The following is a 22879-nucleotide window of genomic DNA, read 5'->3' as shown; positions in this document are numbered from 1 at the left end:
CGGAAGGCTACACGGCGCGGGTGTTCAGCCAACGGCTGGCTTGACGGTCAGCACCTGACCGGCCACCACCAGCAGGACCCGCTCGGAGGCGTCGGCCACGGCCATGTTGAGCCGGCCCAGGGTGTCGCGGAAGCGGCGGCCCGCGGCGGTGGCCGGGACGACGCCCATGCCGACCTCGTTGCTCACCGCGACGGCGGTCCGTCCGGTGGCCGCCCAGGCCCGCGCCAGCGCCTCGCAGCGGCGCTGCACGGCGGCCTCGCCGCCGGCCGCCCAGACCTCGTCGTCCCAGGCGCCGCACTCGTCCATCACGGCGGTCAGCCACAGGGCGAGGCAGTCGACCAGCACCGGTGCCGGGTCGGCCGGGTCGGCCAGCACGGCCTCCAGGTCGCAGGTCTCGGCGGTGCGCCAGCTCGCCGGCCGGCGCTCCCGGTGCAGCGCGACCCGCTGGGCCCACTCGGCGTCGCCGTCGCGGGTGCCGCCGGTGGCCACGTACAGGACGTCCGGACGGTCGGCGAGCAGCTGCTCGGCGCGGGTGGACTTGCCGGAGCGGGCGCCGCCGAGCAGCAGGGTGCGGGGCAGCGGGGGACGGGTGGGCTCGGATCGGGTCGCCATGCCGTCCATCCTGCCGGAGCAGGCATACGGAAGATCGGGCCGGGCAGGCTATGGTGCGCAGCAACACAGGCAGCGTGGTCAGTGGGAGGAGCCGGCATGGTCTGGACGTGGCGGTACGAGAAGGCGGACGGCAGCGCGGTGACGCCGGGCGCCGGCCAGGAGGAGTTCGCCGGCCAGGGGGACGCCGAGACCTGGATCGGGGAGACCTGGAAGCAGCTCGCGGAGGACGGTGTGGACACCGCGGTGCTGCTGGAGGACGACCGGGTCGTCTACTCGATGAGCCTGGGCGAGGAGTAGCGCGGACGGGGTGGAGCGGCCGCGGCGCGGCTACTTCGCCCCGATCACGTGCAGGAGCGCGGCGACCTGCCGGTACGGGTCGGTGCGGCCGGCCCGGTCCTCGGCTTCCAGCAGCTGGGCCAGCTGCCGCCCGTCCACCGGCGGGGCCGCGTCGTCCGGGGCGCTGTCGGTGAAGACCCGCACGCCGTACCAGTGCCGCAGCGGGACGGACACCTCGGAGAGGGTGACGGTGAGGTCGGCGAGCCGGTCGGCCCGTGCGGCCAGTCCGAGCCGGTTGTAGTACCGGTCGCTCTCGAAGGCGTGCAGGGCGGCCCGCCAGTCCCCGGCGGCGGCCGGCCGCAGGGCGAGCGCGTCGCGGTTGCGGACCAGCAGCGAGAGCAGCCCCCCGGGCGCCAGCAGCCGGGCCAGCGAGGCGATCATCGGGTCCGGGTCGGGCAGGTACATCAGGACGCCGTGGCAGAGCACCACGTCGAAGCTGCGCGGGCCGAACCAGCGCCCGCACTGGTGGCCGTCGCCGCTGAGCAGCTGCATCCGGCCGCGGACCTCCGGCGGCTCCTCGGCGAGCGCCCCCTGGGCGACGCCGAGCGCGACCGGGTCCGAGTCGATCCCGGTGACGTAGTGGCCGGCCCGGGCCAGCCGCAGGGCCTGGGTGCCCTGGCCGCAGCCGATGTCGAGGACGCGCTGCCCGCTGCGGCCGGCCAGCTGTTCGGCGAGCTGGCGGGCGACGAGCTCCTGGCGGACGAAGTTGCGCAGCCCGCCGAGCCGGTCCAGCCAGGCGCCGGTGCCGCCCGCGAAGGAGCCGCTGCGCGAGGGCAGCCGGCGCTCCTGGGCGAGGCGGTCGTGGCCGCCGTCGCCCTGCCCCGGCAGCGCGCCGCCCTGCCCGGGGAGTGCGTAGAGGCCGGGCCCCTCCCAGGAGGGCGGGGCCCAGCCGGAGCCGACCGGTTCGGCGGTCAGGGCTTCTCCCCGCGCCGCACCTGCGGCTTGGGCAGGCGCAGCCGGCGCATCTGGAGGGTGCGCATGATGCCGTACGCGACGGCGCCGCGGGTGTTCTGGTCGGCGAAGCGCTCGGCCAGCTGCTTGCGCAGGCCGAAGCCGAGGCGGACGAAGTCCAGGATCACCAGCACGAAGAACAGCAGGAACAGCAGCGTGGAGAGCAGCTGGAGCGCCGGCACCTTGACGATGCTGAGCACCAGGATGACCACGGCGGCCGGCAGGAAGAACTCGGCCAGCGACCAGCGGGAGTCCACGTAGTCGCGGGCGAACTTGCGCACCGGGCCCTTGTCACGGGCCGGCAGGTGGCGCTCGTCGCCGTTCATCAGCGCCTGGCGCTGCTTCTCGCGCTCGGCACGCATCCGCTCGCGCCCCTGGCGGGCGGCCTCCTTGCGGTCCTTGGGCACGGTTACCCGGGTACGCCGGTTGGCCTCGGCCTCACTGCGCTTGGGGGTGGGGCGGCCCTTCTTGGCCTGCGGATCGCGGGCCTGGGTCGTCTCGTCCTGCTTCTCCAGCACGGTGGCGGAGGCGGCGGCATCATCTGAACGGCGTCGGAACACACCACCAGCGTACGGGGTGCGACGCGGCTTCCACGGGCGCCCTCGGAACCGAACACATATCGATACCGCCAGGTCGCCGTCCGAAGCGGGTTTCCCGGGCCCTTCCCGTAGGGGATCAGTCGGATGGACGATGGGGGGGATGAGGGGCGGATCCACCCGGGGGAGGAGGAAACGCCACTGGTCGCTGTAGCAGTCTTGTTGCAGGCAGGTGCACTGCGGCGAAGGGCTCGCTGCACATACACTCGTCGTGTCTGGTAACGAGATAGAGACCGCAGGCCGGAGAAGGGGGCACCCGAGGCCCATGAGCGACGGAATCATGAAGCGTATGGGGCTGATCTTCCGCTCCAAGGCGAACAAGGCCTTGGATCGGGCGGAGGATCCGCGTGAGACGCTTGACTACTCCTACCAGAAGCAGCTTGAGCTGCTCCAGAAGGTACGGCGTGGTGTCGCGGATGTCGCGACCTCGCGCAAGCGGCTCGAACTCCAGCTGACGCAGCTCCAGCAGCAGTCGGCGAAGTACGAGGACCAGGGCCGCAAGGCGCTGTCGCTCGGCCGGGAGGACCTCGCCCGCGAGGCGCTGACCCGCAAGGCCAACATGCAGTCGCAGATCAACGACCTGGAGACGCAGTACCAGCAGCTCCAGGCCGAGGAGGAGAAGCTCACCCTCGCCTCCCAGCGACTTCAGGCCAAGGTGGACGCCTTCCGCACCAAGAAGGAGACCATCAAGGCGACGTACACCGCCGCCCAGGCGCAGACCCGCATCGCCGAGTCCTTCTCCGGGATCTCGGAGGAGATGGGCGACGTCGGCCTGGCGATCCAGCGTGCCGAGGACAAGACCGCCCAGATGCAGGCCCGGGCGGGCGCGATCGACGAGCTGCTGGCCTCCGGTGCGCTCGACGACGCGAGCGGTCTCGGCCGCAAGGACGACATCGAGGCCGAGCTGGAGCGGGTGGCCGGCGGTTCCGACGTCGAGCTGGAGCTGGCCCGGATGAAGGCCGAGCTCTCCGGTCCCTCCTCGGCCGGCCCCGCCGCGATCGAGCAGGGCAAGCAGGACGTCCAGCCGCAGCCGCAGCAGGACACCCCGCGCATCAACTACAACAAGTGATCTGAGCTCGACCCCACGAACCAGGGAGACGCACGGCATGATCATGAGGGTCATGGGTGAGGGGCAGTACGAGGTGGGCGACGACCACCTGAACCTGCTCAACGAGCTCGACGCCGAGCTCGTCACCGCAGTGGAGTCGGGGGACGAGGCGCTCTTCCGTGAGGCCTACGGCAAGCTCATCGAGGCGGTGAAGCAGTACGGCACCCCGGTGCCGCTGGATTCGCTGGAGCCGTCCGAGCTGATCCTGCCGAGCGCCGACGCGACGATCGACGAGGTCCGCGAGCTGCTGATGGCCGACGGCGAGGGCGTGATCCCGGGCTTCCCGGAGTAGGGCCGCGGCCGCTGCCAGACGAAAGGGCGGGCCCCCTCCGTGGTGGAGGGGGCCCGCCCTTCGGCTGTTGTCCGCGGACGGCTACGGCAGGGCCAGCATCCGGTCCAGCGCCGCCTTGGCGTACGTCTCGGTCTCCGGGTCGACGGTGATCACGTTCGGCACCCGGCCCTCGACCAGCGACTCCAGCGCCCAGACCAGGTGCGGCAGGTCGATCCGGTTCATGGTCGAGCAGAAGCAGACCGCCCGGTCCAGGAAGACGATCTCCTTGTCCGGGTGCGCCTTGGCCAGGCGGCGGACCAGGTTCAGCTCGGTGCCGATGGCCCACTTGGAGCCGGGCTCGGCGGCGTCCAGCGCCTTGATGATGTACTCGGTCGAGCCCACCATGTCGGCGGCCGCGACGACCTCGTGCTTGCACTCGGGGTGCACCAGGACGTTCACGCCGGGGATCCGCTCGCGGACGTCGTTCACCGAGTCCAGGCTGAACCGGCCGTGCACCGAGCAGTGGCCGCGCCAGAGGATCATCTTGGCGTCCCGCAGCTGCTCGGCGGTCAGGCCGCCGTTCGGCCGGTGCGGGTTGTAGACGACGCAGTCGTCCAGCGAGAAGCCCATGTCCCGTACGGCGGTGTTGCGGCCGAGGTGCTGGTCGGGCAGGAAGAGCACCTTCTGCCCCTGCTCGAAGGCCCACTCCAGGGCGCGCTTGGCGTTGGAGGAGGTGCAGATGAGGCCGCCGTGCCGGCCGGTGAAGGCCTTGATGTCGGCGGAGGAGTTCATGTACGAGACCGGGACGGTGACGTCGGCTATGCCGGCGTCGGTCAGCACGTCCCAGCACTCGGCGACCTGCTCGGCGGTGGCCATGTCGGCCATCGAGCAGCCGGCCGCGAGGTCCGGCAGGACGACCTGCTGGCGGTCGCTGGTGAGGATGTCCGCGGACTCGGCCATGAAGTGCACGCCGCAGAAGACGATGTACTCGGCTTCGGGGCGGGCGGCCGCGTCGCGGGCGAGCTTGAAGGAGTCGCCGGTGACGTCGGCGAACTCGATCACCTCGTCGCGCTGGTAGTGGTGGCCGAGGATGAAGACGCGGTCGCCGAGCGCGGCCTTGGCCGCGCGGGCGCGCTCGACGAGGTGGGGGTCGGAGGCCGGGGGGAGGTCACCGGGGCATTCGACGCCGCGCTCGCTGTTCGGGTCGGCCTCGCGGCCGAGCAGCAGCAGAGCGAGCGGCGTCGGAGTGGGGTCGACGCCGTGGGTCTCGGTGATGGTGGTGGTCACGGGCGGGTGCCCTTCTGTGCGGCCGAGCTAGCGGTGGGGCCTTTTCGTCTAACTGACGCTATCTATTCTAACCGCTTAGCGTCAGAGTGACGATGGCCATCCTGTCGATGTGACGAGAACCGCTCGTCGAATCGGATGCTTCCGGGCGTGGCCGAATCGATACTTCGAAGCCGACGGGTATGGCTGAGCCCATGAAAGCAATCGCGATCAACCGCTACGGCGGCCCCGAGGTGGTCGAGTACACCGACCTGCCCGACCCCAAGGTCGGGCCCGACTCCGTACTGGTCGAGGTCCGGGCGGCCGGGGTGAACCCGGTGGACTGGAAGGTCCGGGACGGCGCCCTGGACGGCATCCTCGACGCGCACTTCCCGCTGGTCATGGGCTGGGACGTGGCCGGCGTGGTCCGCGCGGTCGGCGGCGGGATCACCGAGTTCGCCCCGGGCGACGAGGTGTACGGCTACGTCCGCAAGGACGCCGTCGAGCACGGCACCTACGCCGAACTGGTCTCCGCCCCGGTCCGCACCCTGGCCCGCAAACCGGCCGCGCTGGACTGGGCGCAGGCCGGCGGCCTGCCGCTGGCCGGGCTCACCGCCCTGCAGGGCCTGCGGGCGCTGCGCCTCGCCGAGGGGGAGACCGTCCTGGTGCACGCCGCCGCGGGCGGGGTCGGCCACCTGGCGGTGCAGGTGGCCCGGGCCCGCGGCGCCCGGGTGATCGGCACCGCGGCCGAGCGCAACCACGACTTCCTGCGCGGCCTCGGCGCCGAGCCGGTGGTGTACGGCGAGGGCCTGGCCGACCGGGTCCGCGCGCTCGCCCCCGACGGGGTGGACGCCGCCCTCGACCTGGTCGGCCACGGCGCCGTCCAGCTCTCGGCCGGCCTGGTGGCGGACCCGGGCCGGATCGCCTCGATCACCGACTACGGGGTCAAGGCGCTCGGCGGCCGGTACGTCTGGGTCCGCCCGGACGCCGACGACCTCGCCGAGCTGGCCGCGCTCGCCGACGACGGCCGGCTGACCGTCACCGTCGCCTCCACCTTCCCGCTGGCCCAGGCCGCCTCCGCCCAGGCGCTCAGCGCCGAGGGCCGTACCCGGGGGAAGATCGTGCTGCTCGTCCCGTGACGGCCGCCCGCCCGTCATCCGACGGCGGTGAACTCGTCCAGGTCATCCGCCAGAATGGTGGCGAACCGTTTCGGCAGTGGCAGCCCGCCGCCGGAGCGCCCCGCCGAACCCCCGTACGACCCGTGGAGCCCCTCACCCATGACCAGCAGCCGAGCGCACGAGGTGGTCGGGGCCGACCTGGACGAGACCGACCGGCTCCTGCTCGCCCGGCTCGGCAGCGACGGCCGCGCCTCGTACGCCGAGATCGGGCTGCAGGTGAACCTCTCCGCCACCGCCGTGCGCCGGCGGATCGACCGGCTGCGGGCGCGCGGCGTGGTGCGGGGCTTCACCGTGGTGCTCGACCCGTCCGTGCTGGGCTGGCAGACCGAGGCCTTCGTCGAGGTCTACTGCCGCGAGCGCACCGCCCCCGAGGAGATCCTCGCCAGCCTGCGGCAGTTCCCCGAGGTGGTCGCCGCCTGGACGGTCACCGGCGACCCGGACGCCCTGGTGCACCTGCGGGCCGCCGACATGCGCCACCTGGAGGCCGTCATCGAGCGCATCCGGCGCGAGCCCGGAGTGCAGCGCAGCCGCTCCTCGGTGGTCCTCTCCCAGCTCATCGGCTGACCGCCCGCCGGCCGCCCCCGGACCGTACGCAGGAATCCTGCGCGGACCCGCCCGAAGACGCCCGAAACCTGCCTGACCAGCCGCGTTCCGACGCGCGGGGAGGGCCCGGTGCTGCCTACGCTGATCACGTCCGGTCGTCGCGGTGAAGCGTCCCGCCGACCGGACGCCCCCCGACACCCCCACGCCGAGAGGGACCGCCGTGTCCGCAGCACCCGACCGCATGCACCGGCCCGACAACGAGCTGGTCGACCTGGTTTTCGACTACATGCGGGAGCGGCTGCAGTACGACCCCGTCCCGCTCGACCACCCCGGTGACGGCGAGCACCTGCGCACCCAGCTGGCCGGCCTGCTGAACCAGGACGGCAACAACCCGGTCGACGTGCTCAAGCTCTACGACCACGAGCTGTCCCGGGCGGTCATCTCCGCCGACAGCCCCCGCTACCTGTCCTTCATCCCGTGCGCCCCGACCAAGGCCGCGCTGCTGTTCGACATGGTCGTCTCCTGCGCCTCCCTCCAGGGCATCTCCTGGCTGGAGGCGGCCGGCGCGATCGCCGCCGAGAACCAGGTGCTGCGCCTGATCGCCGACCGCGCGGGCCTGCCCCAGTCGGCCGGCGGCTGCTTCGTGTCCGGCGGCTCGGCGGGCAACCTCTCCGCCCTCGTCGTCGCCCGCGACACCGCCCGCCGCAAGCTCGGTGTCGGCCCGGAGGCCCGGCTGCGGATAGCCGTCGCCGACCAGGTGCACTCCTCGGTCAAGAACACCTTCAACATCATCGGCGTCGAGGCCTTCAAGGTCCCGACCGTCAACCGGCGCTTCACCGGCGAGGCGCTGCGCGCCGCCCTGGCCGCCGACCCCAGCCCGGAGACGGTGATCGCCGTCGTCGGCACCGCCGGCACCACCAACGAGGGCATCGTCGACGACCTGGCCGGCCTGGCCGAGGTCGCCCGCGAGCGCGACCTCTGGTTCCACGTGGACGGCGCCTACGGCGGCGCCGGCCTGTTCGCCCCCTCGGTGCGCGAGCGCTACAACGGCATCGAGCACGCCGACTCCTTCGTGGTCGACCCGCACAAGTGGCTGTTCGCCCCCTTCGACTGCGCCGCGCTGATCTACCGCAACCCGCAGCTCGCCCGCGCCGTGCACACCCAGGACGCCTCCTACCTGGACGTCCTGCACACCGAGGGCGACGAGTGGAACCCCACCGACTACGCCTACCACCTGACCCGGCGCGCCCGCGGCCTGCCGCTCTGGTTCTCGCTGGCCGTCCACGGCGTCCAGGCCTACACCGACGCCATCGAGGCCGGCCTCACCCTGGCCCGGGAGACGGCCCAGCTGATCCGCGAGAGCGAGCACCTGGAGCTGCTGTTCGACCCGCAGCTCTCGGCGGTCTGCTTCAAGCGCAGGGGCTGGACCAACGACGACTACTACCGCTGGTCGCAGCAGCTGCTCGCGGACCAGATCGGCTTCGTCACCCCCACCGGCTGGGACGGCGAGACGGTCGCCCGCTTCGCCTTCCTGCACCCGGGCACCACCATGGAGATGGTCAAGGAGATCCTGGACACCATGGTCTGAGCCTCCTGACGTCCGTACGGCCCCCTCCGGAGCGCTCCGGAGGGGGCCGTACGCGTGCCCGCCTACAGGAACGCCCCGTTCGGCAGGTACGGCGCCGGCGGCCGCATCCCGCGCACCCCGACGAAGCCGCCGGTCTCCGGCGTCAGCCCGACCTCCAGCCCGACGTCCAGCGCCCACTCCTGTTCGGCGGTCAGGTACTCCACACGCGCCTCGGCCCCGTCCGGCACCCGGGCCAGCGCCTCGCGCAGCAGCCGGGCCCCGATCCGCTTGCTGGTGGCCGCCAGCAGCCGCACCGTGCCGCCGTCCCGGTAGCAGTAGCCGCTGCCGGCCAGCGCGTCCGCGACCAGCAGCTCCTCGAAGTGCCCGAGCATCAGCTCGTGGTCCGGCCCGTGCGCGGACCCGCGCAGCCGGCGGTCCACCGAGTCCAGCAGGTGCAGGTGGGTGGCGTTGCCGCGGTGCACCGGTATGTCGCCCGGATCGATCAGCCCCTGCCGGTCCACCGTCCCGGTCAGCCGCATCGCCGGGTGCAGGGTGAACCCGGCCAGCCGGTAGCGGCGGGCCGCCGCCGGGGAGCCGGAGGCGCAGACCATCCCGCGCAGGCAGCCCCGGGCGTGCGCCATCGCCCGTTCGAACAGCAGCCGCCCCACCCCCCGGCCCTGCGCGGACGGCCGGACGGCGAACAGCGAGGGCGTCCACAGGCCCTCGCGGCGCATCGACAGCACCACCCCGACCGCCTGCCCGCCGCTCTCCGCCAGCCAGCAGCCCCCGGGATCGGTGCGCGCCAGGTGCCTGGTCCGGGCCAGCTGCAGCGGCGTCGGCCGCGGTGGCCGCGCGGGGTCGTCGGACGGTGCGGCGAACGCGGCGAAGGACAGTTCCCGGACGACCTCCGCGTCCGCTGCGGTGTCCCTGACCTGGCGAAGGATCATGCCGACCATCCTGGCGTCCGACGGGCGGCCGTGGGGCCCGTTCACCCGGATCCGTGCCTCGGGCGGTGACCGGCCCTCCGGGGGTGTGCGAGCATGGGGAGCGTAGGGGACGCGGGTGGCACACCCGGCCTACGGACAACCAGCCGCGAACAGGCCGCAGAAATCGATCGCCGCCCGGGAAATGAAACCGGACGGCCGTTGGTTGGCACTGGCGGCAGACCGTCGTCAAGACCGGGAGAAAGCAGATGACCGTCCAGGACGAGACCACCGTCGAGAGTGGCATCCTCCTCACCGATGCCGCCGCGGCCAAGGTCAAGGCCCTGCTGGAGCAGGAAGGCCGCGAGGACCTCGCGCTGCGCGTCGCCGTCCAGCCCGGTGGCTGCTCCGGCCTGCGTTACCAGCTGTTCTTCGACGAGCGCTCGCTCGACGGTGACGTGATCAAGGACTTCGACGGCGTCAAGGTCGTCACCGACCGGATGAGCGCCCCGTACCTGGGCGGCGCCACCGTCGACTTCGTCGACACCATCGAGAAGCAGGGCTTCACCATCGACAACCCGAACGCCACCGGCTCCTGCGCCTGCGGCGACTCGTTCAGCTAAGCCCGCTGCGGAAGGCGGCCCCGGGGTGATCCCCGGGGCCGCCTTTCCGTTTCCGCCCGCGGGCGCCGCGGCGCCTACCGCCCGGCGACGTCCGGGGTGACCGGGTCCGGCCCCATGTGCGGGTCGCCCTCCAGCGGCAGCTCCTGACCGCTCGTCCTGTCGACCACCGTCCGCCCGGCCAGCGGCGAGCGCAGGTCGGCCGCGACCGACTGCCGCTTGGCCAGCGCGTTGCACACCTGCCCCGGCTGGACGGTGGGCGGGCCCGGCACGACCAGCACGTCCACCCGGCCCGGCTGCGACTCGTCCGCCTTCAGCGCGTACGTGGTGCAGACCCCGCCGAAGAAGTAGACGGTCAGCTTGGTGGTGCCGTCCACCCGGTAGGCGACCGGCGGACGGACGGGCGCGTCCGAACCGTTCGGGTTCGGCTCGCCCACCGCGATCCCGTTGCCCGGGGGAGTGGCCGGGGCCGGCTGCCCGGGCGGGGGCGAGGCCGGGCTGGGTGTGAAGCCGGTCGGCGGCTGGGCCGGCTGCGCGGCCCCGGAGGAACTCCCGGTCGGAGCCGCCGAGGACGGGCTCGCGGAGTCCGCCGGGGCCGGCGGCGAGGCACTGGCCGAGGCGGACGCGGCGGCCGAGCCGCTCGTCGCCGCGTCCGAGGCGGGCTTGCCGCCGCCGCTGCCGCAGCCGGCCACCGTCACCACCGCCGCCAGCACCAGACCCGTCAGGGCCACCGCTCGCCGACCGCGCCGGGGCATCGTCTCCAGATCCATCTGCACATCCTCCCGAGGGTTCAGCGGTGCCGCCTCCTCGCCGCTCCGCGCGGATGTGACGTGCTCCGGTCGGATCCGGTTCCACAGTGGTTCCGCGGCGGTTCCGCGCGCGGCTGATCCGGTCCGGCGGGCTCAGAAGCCGTACTCGGCCATCCCGGCGACCACCCGCTGGGCCCCGGAGGACACCCGGAAGCCGGTCGAGGCGGGGGCGACGGGCTCCGGGCCGGCCGCGAGCTGCGGCCAGAACCGGCGCAGCCGCCGGGAGGAGTCCAGCAGGGCGTCGAGCGTCTCGCCGTCCTCGGTCCGCAGGACGGGCAGGGCACAGTGGTCGGTCATCATCCGGTATCGCTCCGATCCAGGGCCGCGGCCACGCTGCCGCGGTCGACGACGGGGCCCGCACGACGGGCCCCCCACGGCCGACCCTAGGCAGGGGCCCGGCCGCCCACCAGTGCTACCGGGAGGTAGTACACGGAGGAGGGCGACGGGTGCCACCATGGCCGTGGGGCGGCAACTTGCGGCACTCTTGCCGGGCGCTCCCCGGGGCCGGGTACCGTAGGCGGGTTCGTCCCCGCCTGCCCGCTGGCCCCGCAGCCACCCTGAGGAGACCCCCCGTGCGTATCGCCGTCGCCGGCTCGATCGCCACCGACCACCTGATGACGTTCCCCGGCCGGTTCGCCGACCAGCTCGTCGCCGAGCAGCTGCACACCGTGTCGCTGTCCTTCCTGGTCGACACCCTGGACATCCGCCGCGGCGGCGTCGCGCCGAACATCGCCTTCGGCATGGGTGTGCTCGGCCTGCGCCCGGTCCTGGTCGGCGCCGCCGGTGCGGACTTCGCCGAGTACCGCAGCTGGCTGGAGCGCAACAACGTGGACTGCGACTCCGTCCACATCTCCGAGACCCGGCACACCGCGCGCTTCATGTGCACCACGGACGAGGACCACAACCAGATCGCCTCGTTCTACACCGGTGCCATGGCCGAGGCCCGCAACATCGAGCTGAAGCCGATCGCCGACCGCGTCGGCGGCCTGGACCTCGTCCTGGTCGGCGCCGACGACCCGCAGGGCATGGTCCGCCACACCCAGGAGTGCCGCACCCGCGGCTACGCCTTCGCCGCCGACCCCTCCCAGCAGCTGGCCCGCCTGGAGGGCGAGGACATCCGCGAGATCGTGGACGGCGCCGCGTACCTCTTCACCAACGAGTACGAGGCCGCGCTGATCGAGACCAAGACCGGCTGGGGCGCCGAGGAGCTGCTCACCCGCGTCGGCACCCGGATCACCACCCTGGGCAGCAAGGGCGTCCGGATCGAGCGCAAGGGCGAGGCGCCGATCGTGGTCGGCTGCGCCAAGGAGGAGGCCAAGGTCGACCCGACCGGCGTCGGCGACGCCTTCCGCGCGGGCTTCCTGGCCGGCCTGTCCTGGGACCTCGACCTGGAGCGCTCCGCCCAGATCGGCTGCATGCTCGCCACCCTGGTGATCGAGACCGTCGGCACCCAGGAGTACGAGCTGCGCCCGGCCGCCTTCCTGAAGCGCTTCGAGGAGGCCTACGGCGCCGAGGCGGCCACCGAGATCAGCGCCCGCCTGGTCAAGTAGTCCGCCGGACGACGAGGTAGGCCGAGCCCCGGTCGCCGCCGTACTCGGCGGCCGGGGCCTCGCCCGCGTACTCCTGTCCGCGCATCCCGCACCAGGCCGGGATGTCCAGCCGGGCCGCCTCGTCGTCCGCCAGCACGACGACCGTGCCACCCGGCGGCACCTCGCCGATCCGCTTCGCCAGCTCGATCACCGGCAGCGGGCAGCGCTTCCCCAGCGCGTCGATCACCGTGACCCGCCCGCTCGCCTCCGGGCGCTCTGACCCGGCGCCGACGCTCCTCGCTCCGGCACTCCCTCCTCCGTCGGTCGCTTGTCGCTCCTCGCTTTCGGCACCGGCGCGCCCTTCGGCTCGGGGCGCAGCCCCGATCGCGGCCGGCGCCGGCCCGGGAGCCGGCAGGTCCAGCCCGAGCGGCGCCCGGACGCCGGCCACCAGGTCCGGCAGCACCGCGAGGAAGCGCTCCACGTCCGCCTCGGCCGTCCCGTACGGCAGCGAGACCCGGACGTTCCCCTCTGTGAGCACCCCCATCGCCGCCAGCACATGGCTGGGCGTCAGCGTGGACGAGGTGCAGGAGGAGCCGGAGGAGACCGCGAAGCCCGCCCGGTCCAGCTCGGTCAGCAGCACCTCCCCGTCGACGTACAGACAGGAGAAGGTGACGATGTGCGGCAGCCGCCGCACCGGGTCGCCGACCACCTCGACCTCGGGCACCAGCCGCGGCACCCGGGTGCGGATCCGCTCCACCAGCGCGTGCAGCCGGGCGTTCTCCCGCTCGGCCTCGGCCCGTACGGCGCGCAGCGAGGCGGCCGCGGCCACGATCGCCGGGACGTTGACGTAGCCGGGCACCCGGCCGCCCTCGCGCTCGTCGGCCGGCAGCGGCGAGGCGTACCGGACGCCCTTGCGCACCGCCAGCACCCCGACCCCGGGCGGACCGCCCCACTTGTGGGCGCTCGCGGTCAGCAGCGACCAGCCCGCCGGGACGTCCGCCCGACCGGCGCTCTGCGCCGCGTCCACCAGCAGCGGGACGCCGGCCCCGGCGCACAGCGCGGCGACCTCGCCGACCGGCTGCACCGTCCCGACCTCGTGGTTGGCGCTCTGCAGTGCGGCCAGCGCGGTGTCCGGTCGCAGCAGCGCGGCGAAGGCCGCCGGGTCGGCCCGGCCGCCCCGGTCGACCGGCGCCACCGACACCTCGCCCCCGGCGGCCTCGTGGCGTTCGGCGACGTGCAGCACGCTGGAGTGCTCCACCGCGGAGTGCACGAAGTGGCCGCCGCGCCGCCGGTTCCCGGCCAGCGCGCCCAGCAGGCCGAGCTGGACGGCCTGGGTGCCGCTGGCGGTGAAGGAGATCTCGTCCGCCCGGGTGCCCAGCACCGAGGCCACCGTCTCGCGGGCGGCGTCCAGCAGCATCCGGGCCTGCCGGCCGGAGCGGTACAGCCGGGCCGGATCGGCCCAGCCCTCGTCCAGGGCGGCGGTCAGCGCCTGCCGGGCGACGGGGTGCAGAGGGGCCGTCGAGGCCGCGTCGAAGTACACGGTCACATTTAACGACACACCCGGCCGCGTCCCCGGTCGGTCGCGCGGCTCACCCGCCGTCAGTCGATCATCCCGAATGTCCGCTTCGTCCGCGCCCGACGGGCCGTCACGGGTGTCGCCCGAGGTCATCCCCCGATCGGGCGTACGGACCTCGAATGCCTACGATGACCTGCGGCGCAGCCCCCACCGGGCCTGATCGGGCTAGCGGGCGGCGCGTTACCGGGGGCTGCCCGTCAGGAGCGCATAAGGCTGGAGTAGGGTTTGGCCCGCATAAGCATTCAAACCGTGCCCGTGGACGGGTCGCCGGGGAGGCTCACACTCCTCCCCGGGGCGACGCGAAGGCGGGCGAGACTTCGGGAAGGCGCTACGTGAGTCCCAACGGCTCCGACCGCTCGCCGCGGCGCACGATGCGGCGGAAGCTGCCTCAGGCGCTGGCACTGGGCCTCGTCATCGCGACCGCCACCGGCTGCTCGGCCAACGACCTCCCCAGGCTTGGCCTCCCGAGCCCCGTCACCAAGGAAGGACCCTTGGTCCTCCAGATGTGGCAGGGCTCCTGGATCGCGGCGCTGGTGGTCGGCGTACTGATGTGGGGTCTGATCATCTGGAGCGTGATCTTCCACCGGCGCAAGCGCACTGGTGTGGAGGTCCCCCCGCAGACCCGGTACAACGTGCCCATCGAGGCGCTCTACACCGCGGTCCCCATCATCATCGTCTCGGTCCTCTTCTACTTCGTCGCCCGCGACGAGTCGAAGCTGACGGCCACCTCCGAGAAGCCGCAGCACTACGTCAACGTGGTGGGCTTCCAGTGGAGCTGGGCGTTCAACTACGAGAACACCGAGACCCCCGACCCGGCCAACAAGGACGCCGCGTACGACGTCGGAACCCCCAAGGAGGTTCCGACGCTGTGGCTGCCGGTCAACGAGTCGGTGCAGTTCCGCCTCACCTCGCGTGACGTCATCCACGACTTCTGGCCCGTCAACTTCATGATGAAGATGGACGTCGTGCCGGGCGTGGTGAACAAGTTCGAGGTCACGCCGACCGTCAAGGGCGAGTACATGGGCAAGTGCGCCGAGCTCTGCGGCGTCGACCACTCGCGCATGCTGTTCAACGTCAAGGTCGTCGACCGCGCCGACTACGACAAGCACCTGGCCGAGCTTCGCGCCAAGGGCCAGAACGGCTGGGTGCCCTCCGGCCTCATCGGCATGGGAAGTGAAGAGAAGTGACCATCCTCAACGAGCCCGCCGCGGCCGGCGGGGGCGCCGATGCCGTCACGGTCGGGGCGCAGCGGACCCGGAAGCCGGGTTCCACCATCATCAAGTGGCTGACCACCACCGACCACAAGACGATCGGCACCCTGTACCTGGGCACGTCGTTCGCCTTCTTCCTGATCGGTGGCATCCTCGCCCTGGTCATGCGTGCCGAGCTGGCTCGTCCCGGGACCCAGATCCTGTCGAACGAGCAGTTCAACCAGGCGTTCACGATGCACGGCACGATCATGCTGCTGATGTTCGCGACGCCGCTCTTCGCCGGCTTCGCGAACTGGATCATGCCGCTCCAGATCGGCGCACCGGACGTGGCGTTCCCGCGTCTGAACATGTTCGCGTACTGGCTGTACCTCTTCGGCTCGACCATCGCGGTGGCCGGCTTCGTGACCCCGAACGGCGCCGCCGACTTCGGTTGGTTCGCCTACTCCCCGCTGTCCGACGCGGTGCACTCGCCCGGCGTCGGCGGCGACATGTGGATCATGGGTCTGGCCTTCTCCGGCTTCGGCACGATCCTCGGTGCGGTCAACTTCATCACCACGATCATCTGCATGCGCGCTCCGGGCATGACGATGTTCCGGATGTCGATCTTCGTCTGGAACGTCCTGCTGACCTCGGTGCTGGTCCTGCTGGCCTTCCCGGTGCTGGCCGCCGCGCTGTTCGCCCTGGAGGCGGACCGCAAGTTCGGTGCCCACGTCTTCGACCCGGCCAACGGCGGGGCGATGCTCTGGCAGCACCTGTTCTGGTTCTTCGGCCACCCCGAGGTGTACATCATCGCGCTGCCGTTCTTCGGCATCGTGTCGGAGATCATCCCGGTCTTCAGCCGCAAGCCGATGTTCGGCTACTCCGGCCTGATCGCGGCCACCATCGCGATCGCCGGTCTGTCGGTGACGGTGTGGGCGCACCACATGTACGTCACCGGGCAGGTACTGCTGCCGTTCTTCTCGTTCATGACCTTCCTGATCGCGGTCCCGACCGGTGTGAAGTTCTTCAACTGGGTCGGCACCATGTGGAAGGGCTCGCTGAGCTTCGAGACCCCGATGCTCTGGACGGTCGGCTTCCTGGTCACCTTCCTCTTCGGTGGTCTGACCGGTGTCCTGCTGGCCTCCCCGCCGATCGACTTCCACGTCTCGGACTCGTACTTCGTCGTCGCCCACTTCCACTACGTGGTCTTCGGCACCGTCGTGTTCGCGATGTTCGCCGGCTTCCACTTCTGGTGGCCGAAGATGACCGGCAAGATGCTGGACGAGCGCCTCGGCAAGATCACCTTCTGGACGCTGTTCTTCGGCTTCCACACCACCTTCCTGGTGCAGCACTGGCTCGGCGCGGAGGGCATGCCCCGCCGCTACGCCGACTACCTGGCCTCGGACGGCTTCACCACCCTGAACACCGTCTCGACCATCGGCTCCTTCGTGCTCGGCCTGTCGATCCTGCCGTTCCTCTACAACGTCTGGAAGACCGCCAAGTACGGCGAGAAGGTCACCGTGGACGACCCGTGGGGCTTCGGCCGCTCGCTGGAGTGGGCGACCTCCTGCCCGCCGCCGCGGCACAACTTCCTCACCCTCCCGCGGATCCGCTCCGAATCCCCGGCCTTCGACCTCCACCACCCGGAGATCGCCGCGCTGGACTACCTGGAGAACCACGGTGAGCCGGCCAAGCACCTCGCCGGCGTGACCCCGGCGAAGTACGACGCCCCGAAGCTGGGCAAGGGCAACAAGGAGGGCGACGCCTGATGAAGGAACAGGGAAAGATCTTCCTGGGCCTGTCGGTCTTCGTGCTGGCCATGGCCATCACCTACGGCCTGTGGACCAACTCCGACACCAACGGCCCGGGTCTGGAGGCCGCCGGTACCACGGCGCTGTTCCTGGCCTTCGCGCTGTGCGCCTTCATCGGGTACTACCTCGCCTTCACCGCCCGCCGGGTGGACAGCGGCGCGGGTGACAACCCCGAGGCCGAGGTCGCGGACGACTCCGGCGAGCTGGGCTTCTTCGCCCCGCACAGCTGGCAGCCGCTCTCGCTGGCGCTCGGTGGCGCGCTCGCCTTCCTGGGCGTGATCTTCGGCTGGTGGCTGATGTTCTGGGCCGCCCCGATCATCATGATCGGCATCTTCGGATGGGTCTTCGAGTTCTACCGCGGCGAGAACCAGAACCAGTAGGGTTCGCGCTCGTGCACCAGGGCCGGTCCTCCCGTACGGGGGGACCGGCCCTGCCGCGTTCCCGGACGCCGCTGCGTCCCCGGGATGACGGCCTCACTCAGCTGGGTGAACCGGATGTCCCTCGGATGTCGCTTCACCGGGGGCGTTCCTACGATCTGATCAATCGTGCGAAACCTTCGGAGGCGGCCATGGCCGACAGGCGCGGAATCGCAGCTCTCGGCGGCATCTCGCTGGCCCTCGCCGTGCTGGCCCCGCTGGCCGGCTGCACGGCCGGGGACGAGGCGCCCGTCGGACCGCACCGGGTCGACGCGGCCCCGCTGGTCCACCTCTCGGCGGACGCCAAGGCCGACCCCTCCCAGCCGGTCACCGTGACGGCCGTCCAGGACAGCCGGCTCACCGACGTCACCGTGGTCGGCCCGGACGGCCGGGTGGTCGCCGGGAAGCTCGCCGAGGACCAGCGCAGCTGGCAGACCACCGGCCGGCTGAAGGCCGCCACCGCGTACACGGTGCGGATCTCCGCCGACGACGGCAAGGGCGGCCGCGGCGACACCACCGCGAGCTTCAGCACCCTCGCCGCCGAACGCCTGCTCACCGCCAAGCTCGGCCCGGACTCCTCCGGCAGCGGCGTCTACGGGGTGGGCCAGCCGCTCACCGTGGAGCTCTCCGAGGCGGTGAAGGACCCGCAGGCCCGCCAGGAGGTCGAGCGCGCCCTGACCGTCGGCTCCCAGCCCGCCGTCACCGGCGCCTGGTACTGGGTGGACGACAAGAACCTGCACTTCCGTCCGGAGGACTACTGGCCGGCCGGGACGACCGTCTCGCTGGCCTTCGACGGCACCGGCAGCCGGATCGCCGACGGCCTGTACGGCGGTGACCGCAGCTCGCTGAAGCTGCGGATCGGCGAGCGGGTGGAGTCGGTGATCGACGCGGCCGCCCACGAGCTCACCCTGAAGCGTGACGGCGAGGCGCTGCGGACCATCCCGGTCACCACCGGCAAGCCCGGCTTCGACACCCGCAACGGCGTCAAGGTGGTGCTCGGCCAGGAGCGGTCGGTCCGGATGAACGGCGAGACGATCGGGATAGCGCCGGGCAGCACGGAGTCCTACGACCTCGACGTGCTGTGGGCCACCCGGGTGACCTGGAGCGGCGAGTACGTCCACGCGGCGCCCTGGTCGGTCGGCTCGCAGGGCGTCGAGAACGTCAGCCACGGCTGTACCGGCATGAGCACCGGCAACGCCGAGTGGTTCTTCCAGCACACCCGGGTGGGGGACCTGGTGACGGTGGTGAACAGCCGTGGCGGCCGGATGGAGCCCTTCGGCAACGGCTTCGGGGACTGGAACATCGCCTGGACGGACTGGGTCAAGCACAGTGCCTCCGGACAGCCCGTCAGCACCACCGCACCGGCCTCCCAGGCCCCCGCCGCCGGGATGGTCCGCCCCGAGCTCTGAGACCCCCTGAGGCCCCCTCCGGGGGGCGCTCAGCCCTGCGGGTAGGCCAGCCGCAGGGCGGTGTCCACGGCGGCCAGGGCCTCCGCGCGGGAGACGCCCAGGCGGCTCGCCCGGGCGGCGTATTCGGCGGCGGCCTCGGCGGCCAGCCGGTGCGCGGCGTCCCCGGTGGCGGCGATCAGCGTGCCGCGCCGGCCGTGGGTCTCCACCACGCCGTCCGCCTCCAGTTCGCGGTAGGCCCGGGCGACGGTGCCGGCCGCCAGCCCCAGCTCCTCGGCCAGGGCGCGGACGGTGGGCAGCCGCAGCCCGGTCGGCAGCTCGCCGGAGCGGGCCCGGTCGGCGATCTGGGCGCGGATCTGCTCGTACGGGGGAGTGGCCGAGGCGGGGTCGACGGACAGCTGCACGGGGGCTCCTGAGGACGCGGGGCGGCGGGTACGGGAAAGCCCGAGGGCCGCCGACCAGAACTCTGGTCAGCGGCCCTCGGGGTGACGCGGTGGTGCCTACGGGATCAGTGGTGGCCGTGGCCGCTGGTGATCTCGTGGTGCTCCTCGGCGGTCGGCTTGGGGATCTGGCTGCCCTCGCCGTAGAAGCCGCGGGAGAGCTTGGCCCGGGTGCGGGTGACGACGCCGGCCTTGCGGGCCACGCCGTTCTCGTCCGTCTGGGCCGGCAGCTCGACCGGCTGGTTCTGGTCGTGCGCGGTGAGCTTGTACAGGTCCTTCTGCGGCAGCTGGGTGTGCACCTCGACGAACTCGCCGTGCGGCAGGCGCTTGATGACGCCCGACTCGCGGCCGTGCAGCACCTTCTCCTTGTCACGGCGCTGGAGGCCGAGGCACCAGCGCTTGGTGATGATGAAGACGACGACCGGGACGACGAAGAAGCCGACGCGGACGAAGTAGGTGACCGAGTTGATCGACAGGTGCAGGTGGGTGGCGAACAGGTCGTTGCCACCGGCCATCAGCAGGATCAGGTAGAGGCTGATCCAGGCGGCGCCCAGGGCGGTGCGGACCGGGGCGTTGCGCGGGCGGTCCAGGATGTGGTGCTCGCGCTTGTCGCCGGTGATCCAGCCCTCGATGAACGGGTAGGCCGCGATCGAGACCAGGACCAGCGGGAAGATCGCCAGCGGGACCATGACACCCAGGTTGAGGGTGTGGCCGCCCCAGACGCTGATCTCCCAGCCGGGCATGATCCGGATCAGGCCCTCGGAGAAGCCCATGTACCAGTCGGGCTGGGCGTCCGTGGACACCTGGTCGGGACGGTACGGGCCGTACGCCCAGATCGGGTTGATCGTGGCGATCGCCGAGATGACGGCGATGAGGCCGAACACCAGGAAGAAGAAGCCACCGGCCTTGGCCATGTAGACCGGCATCAGCGGCATGCCGACGACGTTCTTCTCGGTCTTGCCCGGGCCCGCCCACTGGGTGTGCTTGTGGTAGAAGACCAGGATCAGGTGGGCCACCAGCAGGCCGAGCATGATGCCCGGGATCAGCAGCACGTGGATGGTGAAGAACCGCGGCACGATGTCGTGGCCGGGGAACTCGCCCCCGAACAGGAACATCTGGACGTAGGTGCCGATCAGCGGGACGGCGAGGATCGCGCCTTCCATGAAGCGGATACCGGTGCCCGACAGCAGGTCGTCCGGCAGGGAGTAGCCGAAGAAGCCGTCGAACATGCCCAGGATCAGCAGCAGGAAGCCGAAGACCCAGTTGATCTCACGCGGCTTGCGGAACGCGCCGGTGAAGAACACGCGCATCATGTGGACGAGCATCGCGGCCACGAAGACCAGGGCGGCCCAGTGGTGGATCTGCCGGATCAGCAGACCGCCGCGGACCTCGAAGCTGATGTCCACCGTGGAGGCGTAGGCCTCCGACATCGGGATGCCCTTGAGCGGCACGTACGAGCCGTCGTAGACGACCTCGGCCATCGAGGGCTTGAAGAACAGCGTCAGGTAGACACCGGTCAGGATGATGATGACGAAGGTGTAGAGGCAGATCTCGCCCAGCATGAAGGACCAGTGGTCCGGGAAGATCTTCCGCAGGTTGGCCTTGGCGAGGGAGTAGATCCCCAGCCGGCCGTCAGTCCAGTCAGCCGCGGCTTCCCACTTGTTGGCGGGCTTTTCACGCGTGCTGGAGGGCTTGGCGGCACCGGTCGTGGTGCTGCTCGCGCTACTCATCGAGCACGCTCCCAGTAGCTCGGGCCGACGGGCTCCGCGAAGTCGCCGGTGGCGACCAGGTTGCCCTTCTCGTCAGTGATGATCTTCAGCTGCGGCAGCGGGTGGCCGGCCGGGCCGAAGATCACGCGGGCGCCGTCCGCCAGGTCGAAGGTCGACTGGTGGCAGGGGCAGAGCGCGTGGTGGGTCTGCTGCTCGTACAGGCTGATCGGGCAGCCGACGTGGGTGCAGATCTTGGAGTAGGCGAGGATGCCCTCGAAACCCAGCTCCTTGGACTTGTCGTCCTTGATGTCCTCGGGCGCGATGCGGACCAGCATCAGGGCGTCCTTGGCGATCCGCTGCTGGAAGTCCTCGCTGTGCGTGGACAGGCCCTCCGGCATGGCGAACGTGAGCGAGCCGACGATGATGTCCTCGGGCTTCATCGGCTGCATGGTGTTCATGTTGATGAGCTGCAGCGGCTTGGTCTCGGTCGCCTCCTTCCAACCGGTCTCCTTGAGCTTCTTCTCGGGAAGCGGGCCAAGGTCACGGAGCAGGACCACGCCGGAGAGCGGGACCAGCGCCATGGAGCCGATCAGGGTGTTGCGGATCATCTTGCGGCGGCCGAAGCCGGACTCGGCGGCACCGGTCTTGAACTGCTCGATGACGTCGTTGCGGACCTCGTCGGAGGCCTCGATCGGGTGACGCTCGGCGGGCAGCTCGACGTCCGACATCAGCGTGCGGGCCCAGTGGACCGCACCCGCGCCGATCATGAACAGCGCGACGCCCAGGGTCAGGCCGAGCGCGAAGTTCAGCGCGCTGACGTGACCGAGCGGGAAGATGTAGACGATCTTGTCCGGGTCGATGGCCACGTACGAGGCGATGAACCCGACGGTGGCGAGCATCGAGACCACGAACATCAGCGAGACCTGGCGCTCGGCACGCGACGCGGCCTTCTCGTCGATGTCGGTGCGACGGGGCTCGTGGGCCGGCAGGCCCGGGTCGGCGAACGGGCTGCCGTGGTCGGCCACCTCGCCGGCGGAGCCGTGCGGCTCCGGGAGCTTCTCTTCTGACATGTCGTGGCTCATGACTTCTTGGCCTTGGTGGTGTGGGCGGCGACCCAGATCGCGACCGCGATGAGCGTGCCGAGGCCGAAGATCCAGCCGAACAGACCCTCGGTCACCGGACCGAGGCTGCCCAGGGTGAGACCGCCGGGGTTGGGCTCATCGTTGGTGGTGTGGCGGACGAAGGCCACGATCTGCTTCTTCTGCTCCTCGGGCATGGTGGTGTCCGGGAACGACGGCATGTTCTGCGGGCCGGTCTGCATGGCCTCGTAGATGTGCTTGGCGTCCACGCCCTCCAGCGAGGGGGCGTACTTGCCCTTGGTCAGGGCACCACCCTGGCCGGCGAAGTTGTGGCACTGGGCGCAGTTGGTGCGGAACAGCTCGCCACCCTTGGAGACGTCCTCGGGGTTGGTCGAGGTGAACTGCTCCTCCGTCGGGGTCACCGGGCCGGGACCGAGGGAGGCGACGAAGGCGGCGAGCTGGTCGATCTCCGCCTGCGAGTAGATGTTCTTCTTGCGCGGGACCTGGGCGCCGGGCTGCTGGGCCGGCATGCGGCCGGTGCCGACCTGGAAGTCGACAGCGGCGGAGCCGACGCCGACCAGGCTCGGACCGTCACTGCTGCCCTGGCCGTTCAGGCCGTGGCAGGAGGAGCAGCCCACGGCGAAGAGCTTCTTGCCCTCATCGATCGCGAGCGACTGCGCGGCGACGTCGGCCTGCGCCTTGTCGGCGGGCGCGAACGCGGCGTACAGCCCCCCGGTTGCCGCCAGGGCGAGAAGTAGGACGACCAGCGCCGCCAATGGGTGGCGCCGTCGTGCGGAGAGCTTTTTCACGGAATAACCCCGGTGTCAGGATCTGGTCGACTGGTGGGTGCACCCGGCGGCCGGTCTGGCCGGCACGAGGCTGCCTGTCTAGGGCTGCGCGCGCGGTCGGTCGGTGGGAGCGTCGGCACCGGCAGAAGCGGCCCGTC

At 71.5% G+C, this 22879-nt stretch carries 23 protein-coding genes and 1 pseudogene; 12 read left to right on the top strand and 12 right to left on the bottom strand.

Annotation, left to right across the window (positions count from 1 at the left end; translation table 11 throughout):
* Positions 1-24: 24 nt before the first annotated feature.
* Positions 25-585: pseudogene (cobU, locus tag ACFY4B_RS00945) on the bottom strand (bifunctional adenosylcobinamide kinase/adenosylcobinamide-phosphate guanylyltransferase); the annotation flags it as partial.
* 123 nt (positions 586-708) lie between these two features.
* On the opposite strand from cobU, the gene ACFY4B_RS00940 reads away from it, so the two are divergent.
* The gene (locus ACFY4B_RS00940) at positions 709-909 is read left to right on the top strand and encodes a hypothetical protein (protein WP_049651853.1); all 201 of its coding nucleotides are present in this window, start codon (positions 709-711) and stop codon (positions 907-909) included.
* 30 nt (positions 910-939) lie between these two features.
* Here the strand turns inward: ACFY4B_RS00940 and ACFY4B_RS00935 are convergent, their stop codons facing one another.
* Both ACFY4B_RS00935 and ACFY4B_RS00930 read right to left on the bottom strand, forming a co-directional pair.
* Complete coding sequence (locus tag ACFY4B_RS00935; protein WP_181970803.1) at positions 940-1680, bottom strand: class I SAM-dependent methyltransferase; 741 nt, start codon at positions 1678-1680, stop codon at positions 940-942.
* Between the two features lie 179 nt (positions 1681-1859).
* Positions 1860-2459, bottom strand: coding sequence for a DUF3043 domain-containing protein (locus tag ACFY4B_RS00930; RefSeq protein WP_241852715.1), 600 nt, complete (start codon positions 2457-2459; stop codon positions 1860-1862).
* A 316-nt stretch (positions 2460-2775) separates the two neighbouring features.
* On the opposite strand from ACFY4B_RS00930, the gene ACFY4B_RS00925 reads away from it, so the two are divergent.
* Together ACFY4B_RS00925 and ACFY4B_RS00920 are read left to right on the top strand one after the other, a co-directional pair.
* Positions 2776-3564, top strand: a complete 789-nt coding sequence (locus ACFY4B_RS00925; protein ID WP_049651861.1) for a PspA/IM30 family protein — start codon at positions 2776-2778, stop codon at positions 3562-3564.
* A 37-nt stretch (positions 3565-3601) separates the two neighbouring features.
* The gene (locus ACFY4B_RS00920; protein WP_049651850.1) at positions 3602-3895 is read left to right on the top strand and encodes a hypothetical protein; all 294 of its coding nucleotides are present in this window, start codon (positions 3602-3604) and stop codon (positions 3893-3895) included.
* A gap of 81 nt (positions 3896-3976) precedes the next feature.
* Here the strand turns inward: ACFY4B_RS00920 and nadA are convergent, their stop codons facing one another.
* Positions 3977-5161 (bottom strand): quinolinate synthase NadA, encoded by a 1185-nt coding sequence (gene nadA / locus ACFY4B_RS00915; RefSeq protein WP_234348387.1) that lies wholly within the window; start codon positions 5159-5161, stop codon positions 3977-3979.
* 191 nt (positions 5162-5352) lie between these two features.
* Between nadA and ACFY4B_RS00910 the strand changes: the two genes are divergently transcribed.
* The 3 genes from ACFY4B_RS00910 (at position 5353) to ACFY4B_RS00900 (ending at position 8446) form a co-directional block, all read left to right on the top strand.
* Entirely contained in the window at positions 5353-6276 is a 924-nt protein-coding gene (locus tag ACFY4B_RS00910) for an NADP-dependent oxidoreductase (RefSeq protein ID WP_074000885.1), read from the top strand.
* 138 nt (positions 6277-6414) lie between these two features.
* The gene (locus ACFY4B_RS00905; protein ID WP_049651848.1) at positions 6415-6879 is read left to right on the top strand and encodes an Lrp/AsnC family transcriptional regulator; all 465 of its coding nucleotides are present in this window, start codon (positions 6415-6417) and stop codon (positions 6877-6879) included.
* Between the two features lie 199 nt (positions 6880-7078).
* Positions 7079-8446, top strand: coding sequence for a pyridoxal phosphate-dependent decarboxylase family protein (locus ACFY4B_RS00900; RefSeq protein WP_387966144.1), 1368 nt, complete (start codon positions 7079-7081; stop codon positions 8444-8446).
* 62 nt (positions 8447-8508) lie between these two features.
* On the opposite strand, the gene ACFY4B_RS00895 is transcribed toward ACFY4B_RS00900, so the two are convergent.
* Positions 8509-9372 (bottom strand): GNAT family N-acetyltransferase, encoded by an 864-nt coding sequence (locus tag ACFY4B_RS00895; protein ID WP_074001184.1) that lies wholly within the window; start codon positions 9370-9372, stop codon positions 8509-8511.
* A gap of 245 nt (positions 9373-9617) precedes the next feature.
* Between ACFY4B_RS00895 and erpA the strand changes: the two genes are divergently transcribed.
* On the top strand, positions 9618-9971 hold the full coding sequence (gene erpA, locus ACFY4B_RS00890; RefSeq protein ID WP_049651846.1) for an iron-sulfur cluster insertion protein ErpA: 354 nt from the start codon (positions 9618-9620) through the stop codon (positions 9969-9971).
* Between the two features lie 74 nt (positions 9972-10045).
* On the opposite strand, the gene ACFY4B_RS00885 is transcribed toward erpA, so the two are convergent.
* Positions 10046-10738, bottom strand: a complete 693-nt coding sequence (locus tag ACFY4B_RS00885) for a hypothetical protein (protein WP_074000887.1) — start codon at positions 10736-10738, stop codon at positions 10046-10048.
* A gap of 132 nt (positions 10739-10870) precedes the next feature.
* Positions 10871-11077, bottom strand: coding sequence for a hypothetical protein (locus ACFY4B_RS00880; RefSeq protein ID WP_049651844.1), 207 nt, complete (start codon positions 11075-11077; stop codon positions 10871-10873).
* A 272-nt stretch (positions 11078-11349) separates the two neighbouring features.
* Between ACFY4B_RS00880 and ACFY4B_RS00875 the strand changes: the two genes are divergently transcribed.
* Positions 11350-12327 carry a carbohydrate kinase family protein gene (locus ACFY4B_RS00875; protein ID WP_049651843.1) on the top strand — a complete coding sequence of 326 codons (978 nt, stop codon included), beginning with the start codon at positions 11350-11352 and terminating at the stop codon, positions 12325-12327.
* Here the strand turns inward: ACFY4B_RS00875 and ACFY4B_RS00870 are convergent.
* Positions 12320-13846, bottom strand: a complete 1527-nt coding sequence (locus tag ACFY4B_RS00870) for a cysteine desulfurase/sulfurtransferase TusA family protein (RefSeq protein ID WP_387966143.1) — start codon at positions 13844-13846, stop codon at positions 12320-12322. The genes ACFY4B_RS00875 and ACFY4B_RS00870 overlap by 8 nt on opposite strands.
* Before the next feature lie 368 nt (positions 13847-14214).
* On the opposite strand from ACFY4B_RS00870, the gene coxB reads away from it, so the two are divergent.
* From coxB to ACFY4B_RS00850, 4 genes are all read left to right on the top strand, one after another.
* Complete coding sequence (gene coxB, locus ACFY4B_RS00865) at positions 14215-15069, top strand: cytochrome c oxidase subunit II (RefSeq protein ID WP_387966142.1); 855 nt, start codon at positions 14215-14217, stop codon at positions 15067-15069.
* Positions 15066-16841, top strand: a complete 1776-nt coding sequence (ctaD, locus tag ACFY4B_RS00860) for a cytochrome c oxidase subunit I (protein ID WP_074000888.1) — start codon at positions 15066-15068, stop codon at positions 16839-16841. The genes coxB and ctaD overlap by 4 nt, the downstream gene beginning before the upstream one ends.
* Positions 16841-17263, top strand: a complete 423-nt coding sequence (locus ACFY4B_RS00855; protein WP_049651840.1) for a cytochrome c oxidase subunit 4 — start codon at positions 16841-16843, stop codon at positions 17261-17263. The genes ctaD and ACFY4B_RS00855 overlap by 1 nt, the downstream gene beginning before the upstream one ends.
* A gap of 188 nt (positions 17264-17451) precedes the next feature.
* On the top strand, positions 17452-18708 hold the full coding sequence (locus ACFY4B_RS00850) for an Ig-like domain-containing protein (protein ID WP_117487459.1): 1257 nt from the start codon (positions 17452-17454) through the stop codon (positions 18706-18708).
* A 29-nt stretch (positions 18709-18737) separates the two neighbouring features.
* Here the strand turns inward: ACFY4B_RS00850 and ACFY4B_RS00845 are convergent, their stop codons facing one another.
* The 4 genes from ACFY4B_RS00845 to ACFY4B_RS00830 form a co-directional block, all read right to left on the bottom strand.
* On the bottom strand, positions 18738-19109 hold the full coding sequence (locus tag ACFY4B_RS00845; protein ID WP_074000890.1) for a GntR family transcriptional regulator: 372 nt from the start codon (positions 19107-19109) through the stop codon (positions 18738-18740).
* A 104-nt stretch (positions 19110-19213) separates the two neighbouring features.
* A complete protein-coding gene (locus ACFY4B_RS00840) occupies positions 19214-20875 on the bottom strand; it encodes a ubiquinol-cytochrome c reductase cytochrome b subunit (protein WP_074000891.1) in 1662 nt (553 codons plus the stop codon).
* Positions 20872-21924, bottom strand: coding sequence for a ubiquinol-cytochrome c reductase iron-sulfur subunit (locus ACFY4B_RS00835; RefSeq protein ID WP_049651837.1), 1053 nt, complete (start codon positions 21922-21924; stop codon positions 20872-20874). The genes ACFY4B_RS00840 and ACFY4B_RS00835 overlap by 4 nt, the downstream gene beginning before the upstream one ends.
* An 8-nt stretch (positions 21925-21932) precedes the next feature.
* Positions 21933-22742 (bottom strand): c-type cytochrome, encoded by an 810-nt coding sequence (locus tag ACFY4B_RS00830; RefSeq protein ID WP_049651836.1) that lies wholly within the window; start codon positions 22740-22742, stop codon positions 21933-21935.
* Between the last annotated feature and the right edge of the window lie 137 nt (positions 22743-22879).

The sequence above is a fragment of the Kitasatospora sp. NPDC001261 genome, assembly GCF_042896795.1.
GTDB lineage: Bacteria > Actinomycetota > Actinomycetes > Streptomycetales > Streptomycetaceae > Kitasatospora.
The sequence above is the reverse complement of the archived record's forward strand: the minus strand, read 5'-3'. Positions and strand labels throughout refer to the sequence as shown.

Coding starts and splice junctions, on each gene's coding strand:
- ACFY4B_RS00855 (WP_049651840.1), top strand. CDS start 16,841: ATGAAGGAACAGGGAAAGATCTTCCTGGGCCTGTCGGTCTTCGTGCTG.
- ACFY4B_RS00925 (WP_049651861.1), top strand. CDS start 2,776: ATGAAGCGTATGGGGCTGATCTTCCGCTCCAAGGCGAACAAGGCCTTG.
- ACFY4B_RS00835 (WP_049651837.1), bottom strand. CDS start 21,924: ATGTCAGAAGAGAAGCTCCCGGAGCCGCACGGCTCCGCCGGCGAGGTG.
- ACFY4B_RS00910 (WP_074000885.1), top strand. CDS start 5,353: ATGAAAGCAATCGCGATCAACCGCTACGGCGGCCCCGAGGTGGTCGAG.
- ACFY4B_RS00895 (WP_074001184.1), bottom strand. CDS start 9,372: ATGATCCTTCGCCAGGTCAGGGACACCGCAGCGGACGCGGAGGTCGTC.
- ACFY4B_RS00940 (WP_049651853.1), top strand. CDS start 709: ATGGTCTGGACGTGGCGGTACGAGAAGGCGGACGGCAGCGCGGTGACG.
- ACFY4B_RS00840 (WP_074000891.1), bottom strand. CDS start 20,875: ATGAGTAGCGCGAGCAGCACCACGACCGGTGCCGCCAAGCCCTCCAGC.
- ACFY4B_RS00905 (WP_049651848.1), top strand. CDS start 6,415: ATGACCAGCAGCCGAGCGCACGAGGTGGTCGGGGCCGACCTGGACGAG.
- ACFY4B_RS00885 (WP_074000887.1), bottom strand. CDS start 10,738: ATGGATCTGGAGACGATGCCCCGGCGCGGTCGGCGAGCGGTGGCCCTG.
- ACFY4B_RS00920 (WP_049651850.1), top strand. CDS start 3,602: ATGATCATGAGGGTCATGGGTGAGGGGCAGTACGAGGTGGGCGACGAC.
- ACFY4B_RS00850 (WP_117487459.1), top strand. CDS start 17,452: ATGGCCGACAGGCGCGGAATCGCAGCTCTCGGCGGCATCTCGCTGGCC.
- ACFY4B_RS00880 (WP_049651844.1), bottom strand. CDS start 11,077: ATGATGACCGACCACTGTGCCCTGCCCGTCCTGCGGACCGAGGACGGC.
- erpA (WP_049651846.1), top strand. CDS start 9,618: ATGACCGTCCAGGACGAGACCACCGTCGAGAGTGGCATCCTCCTCACC.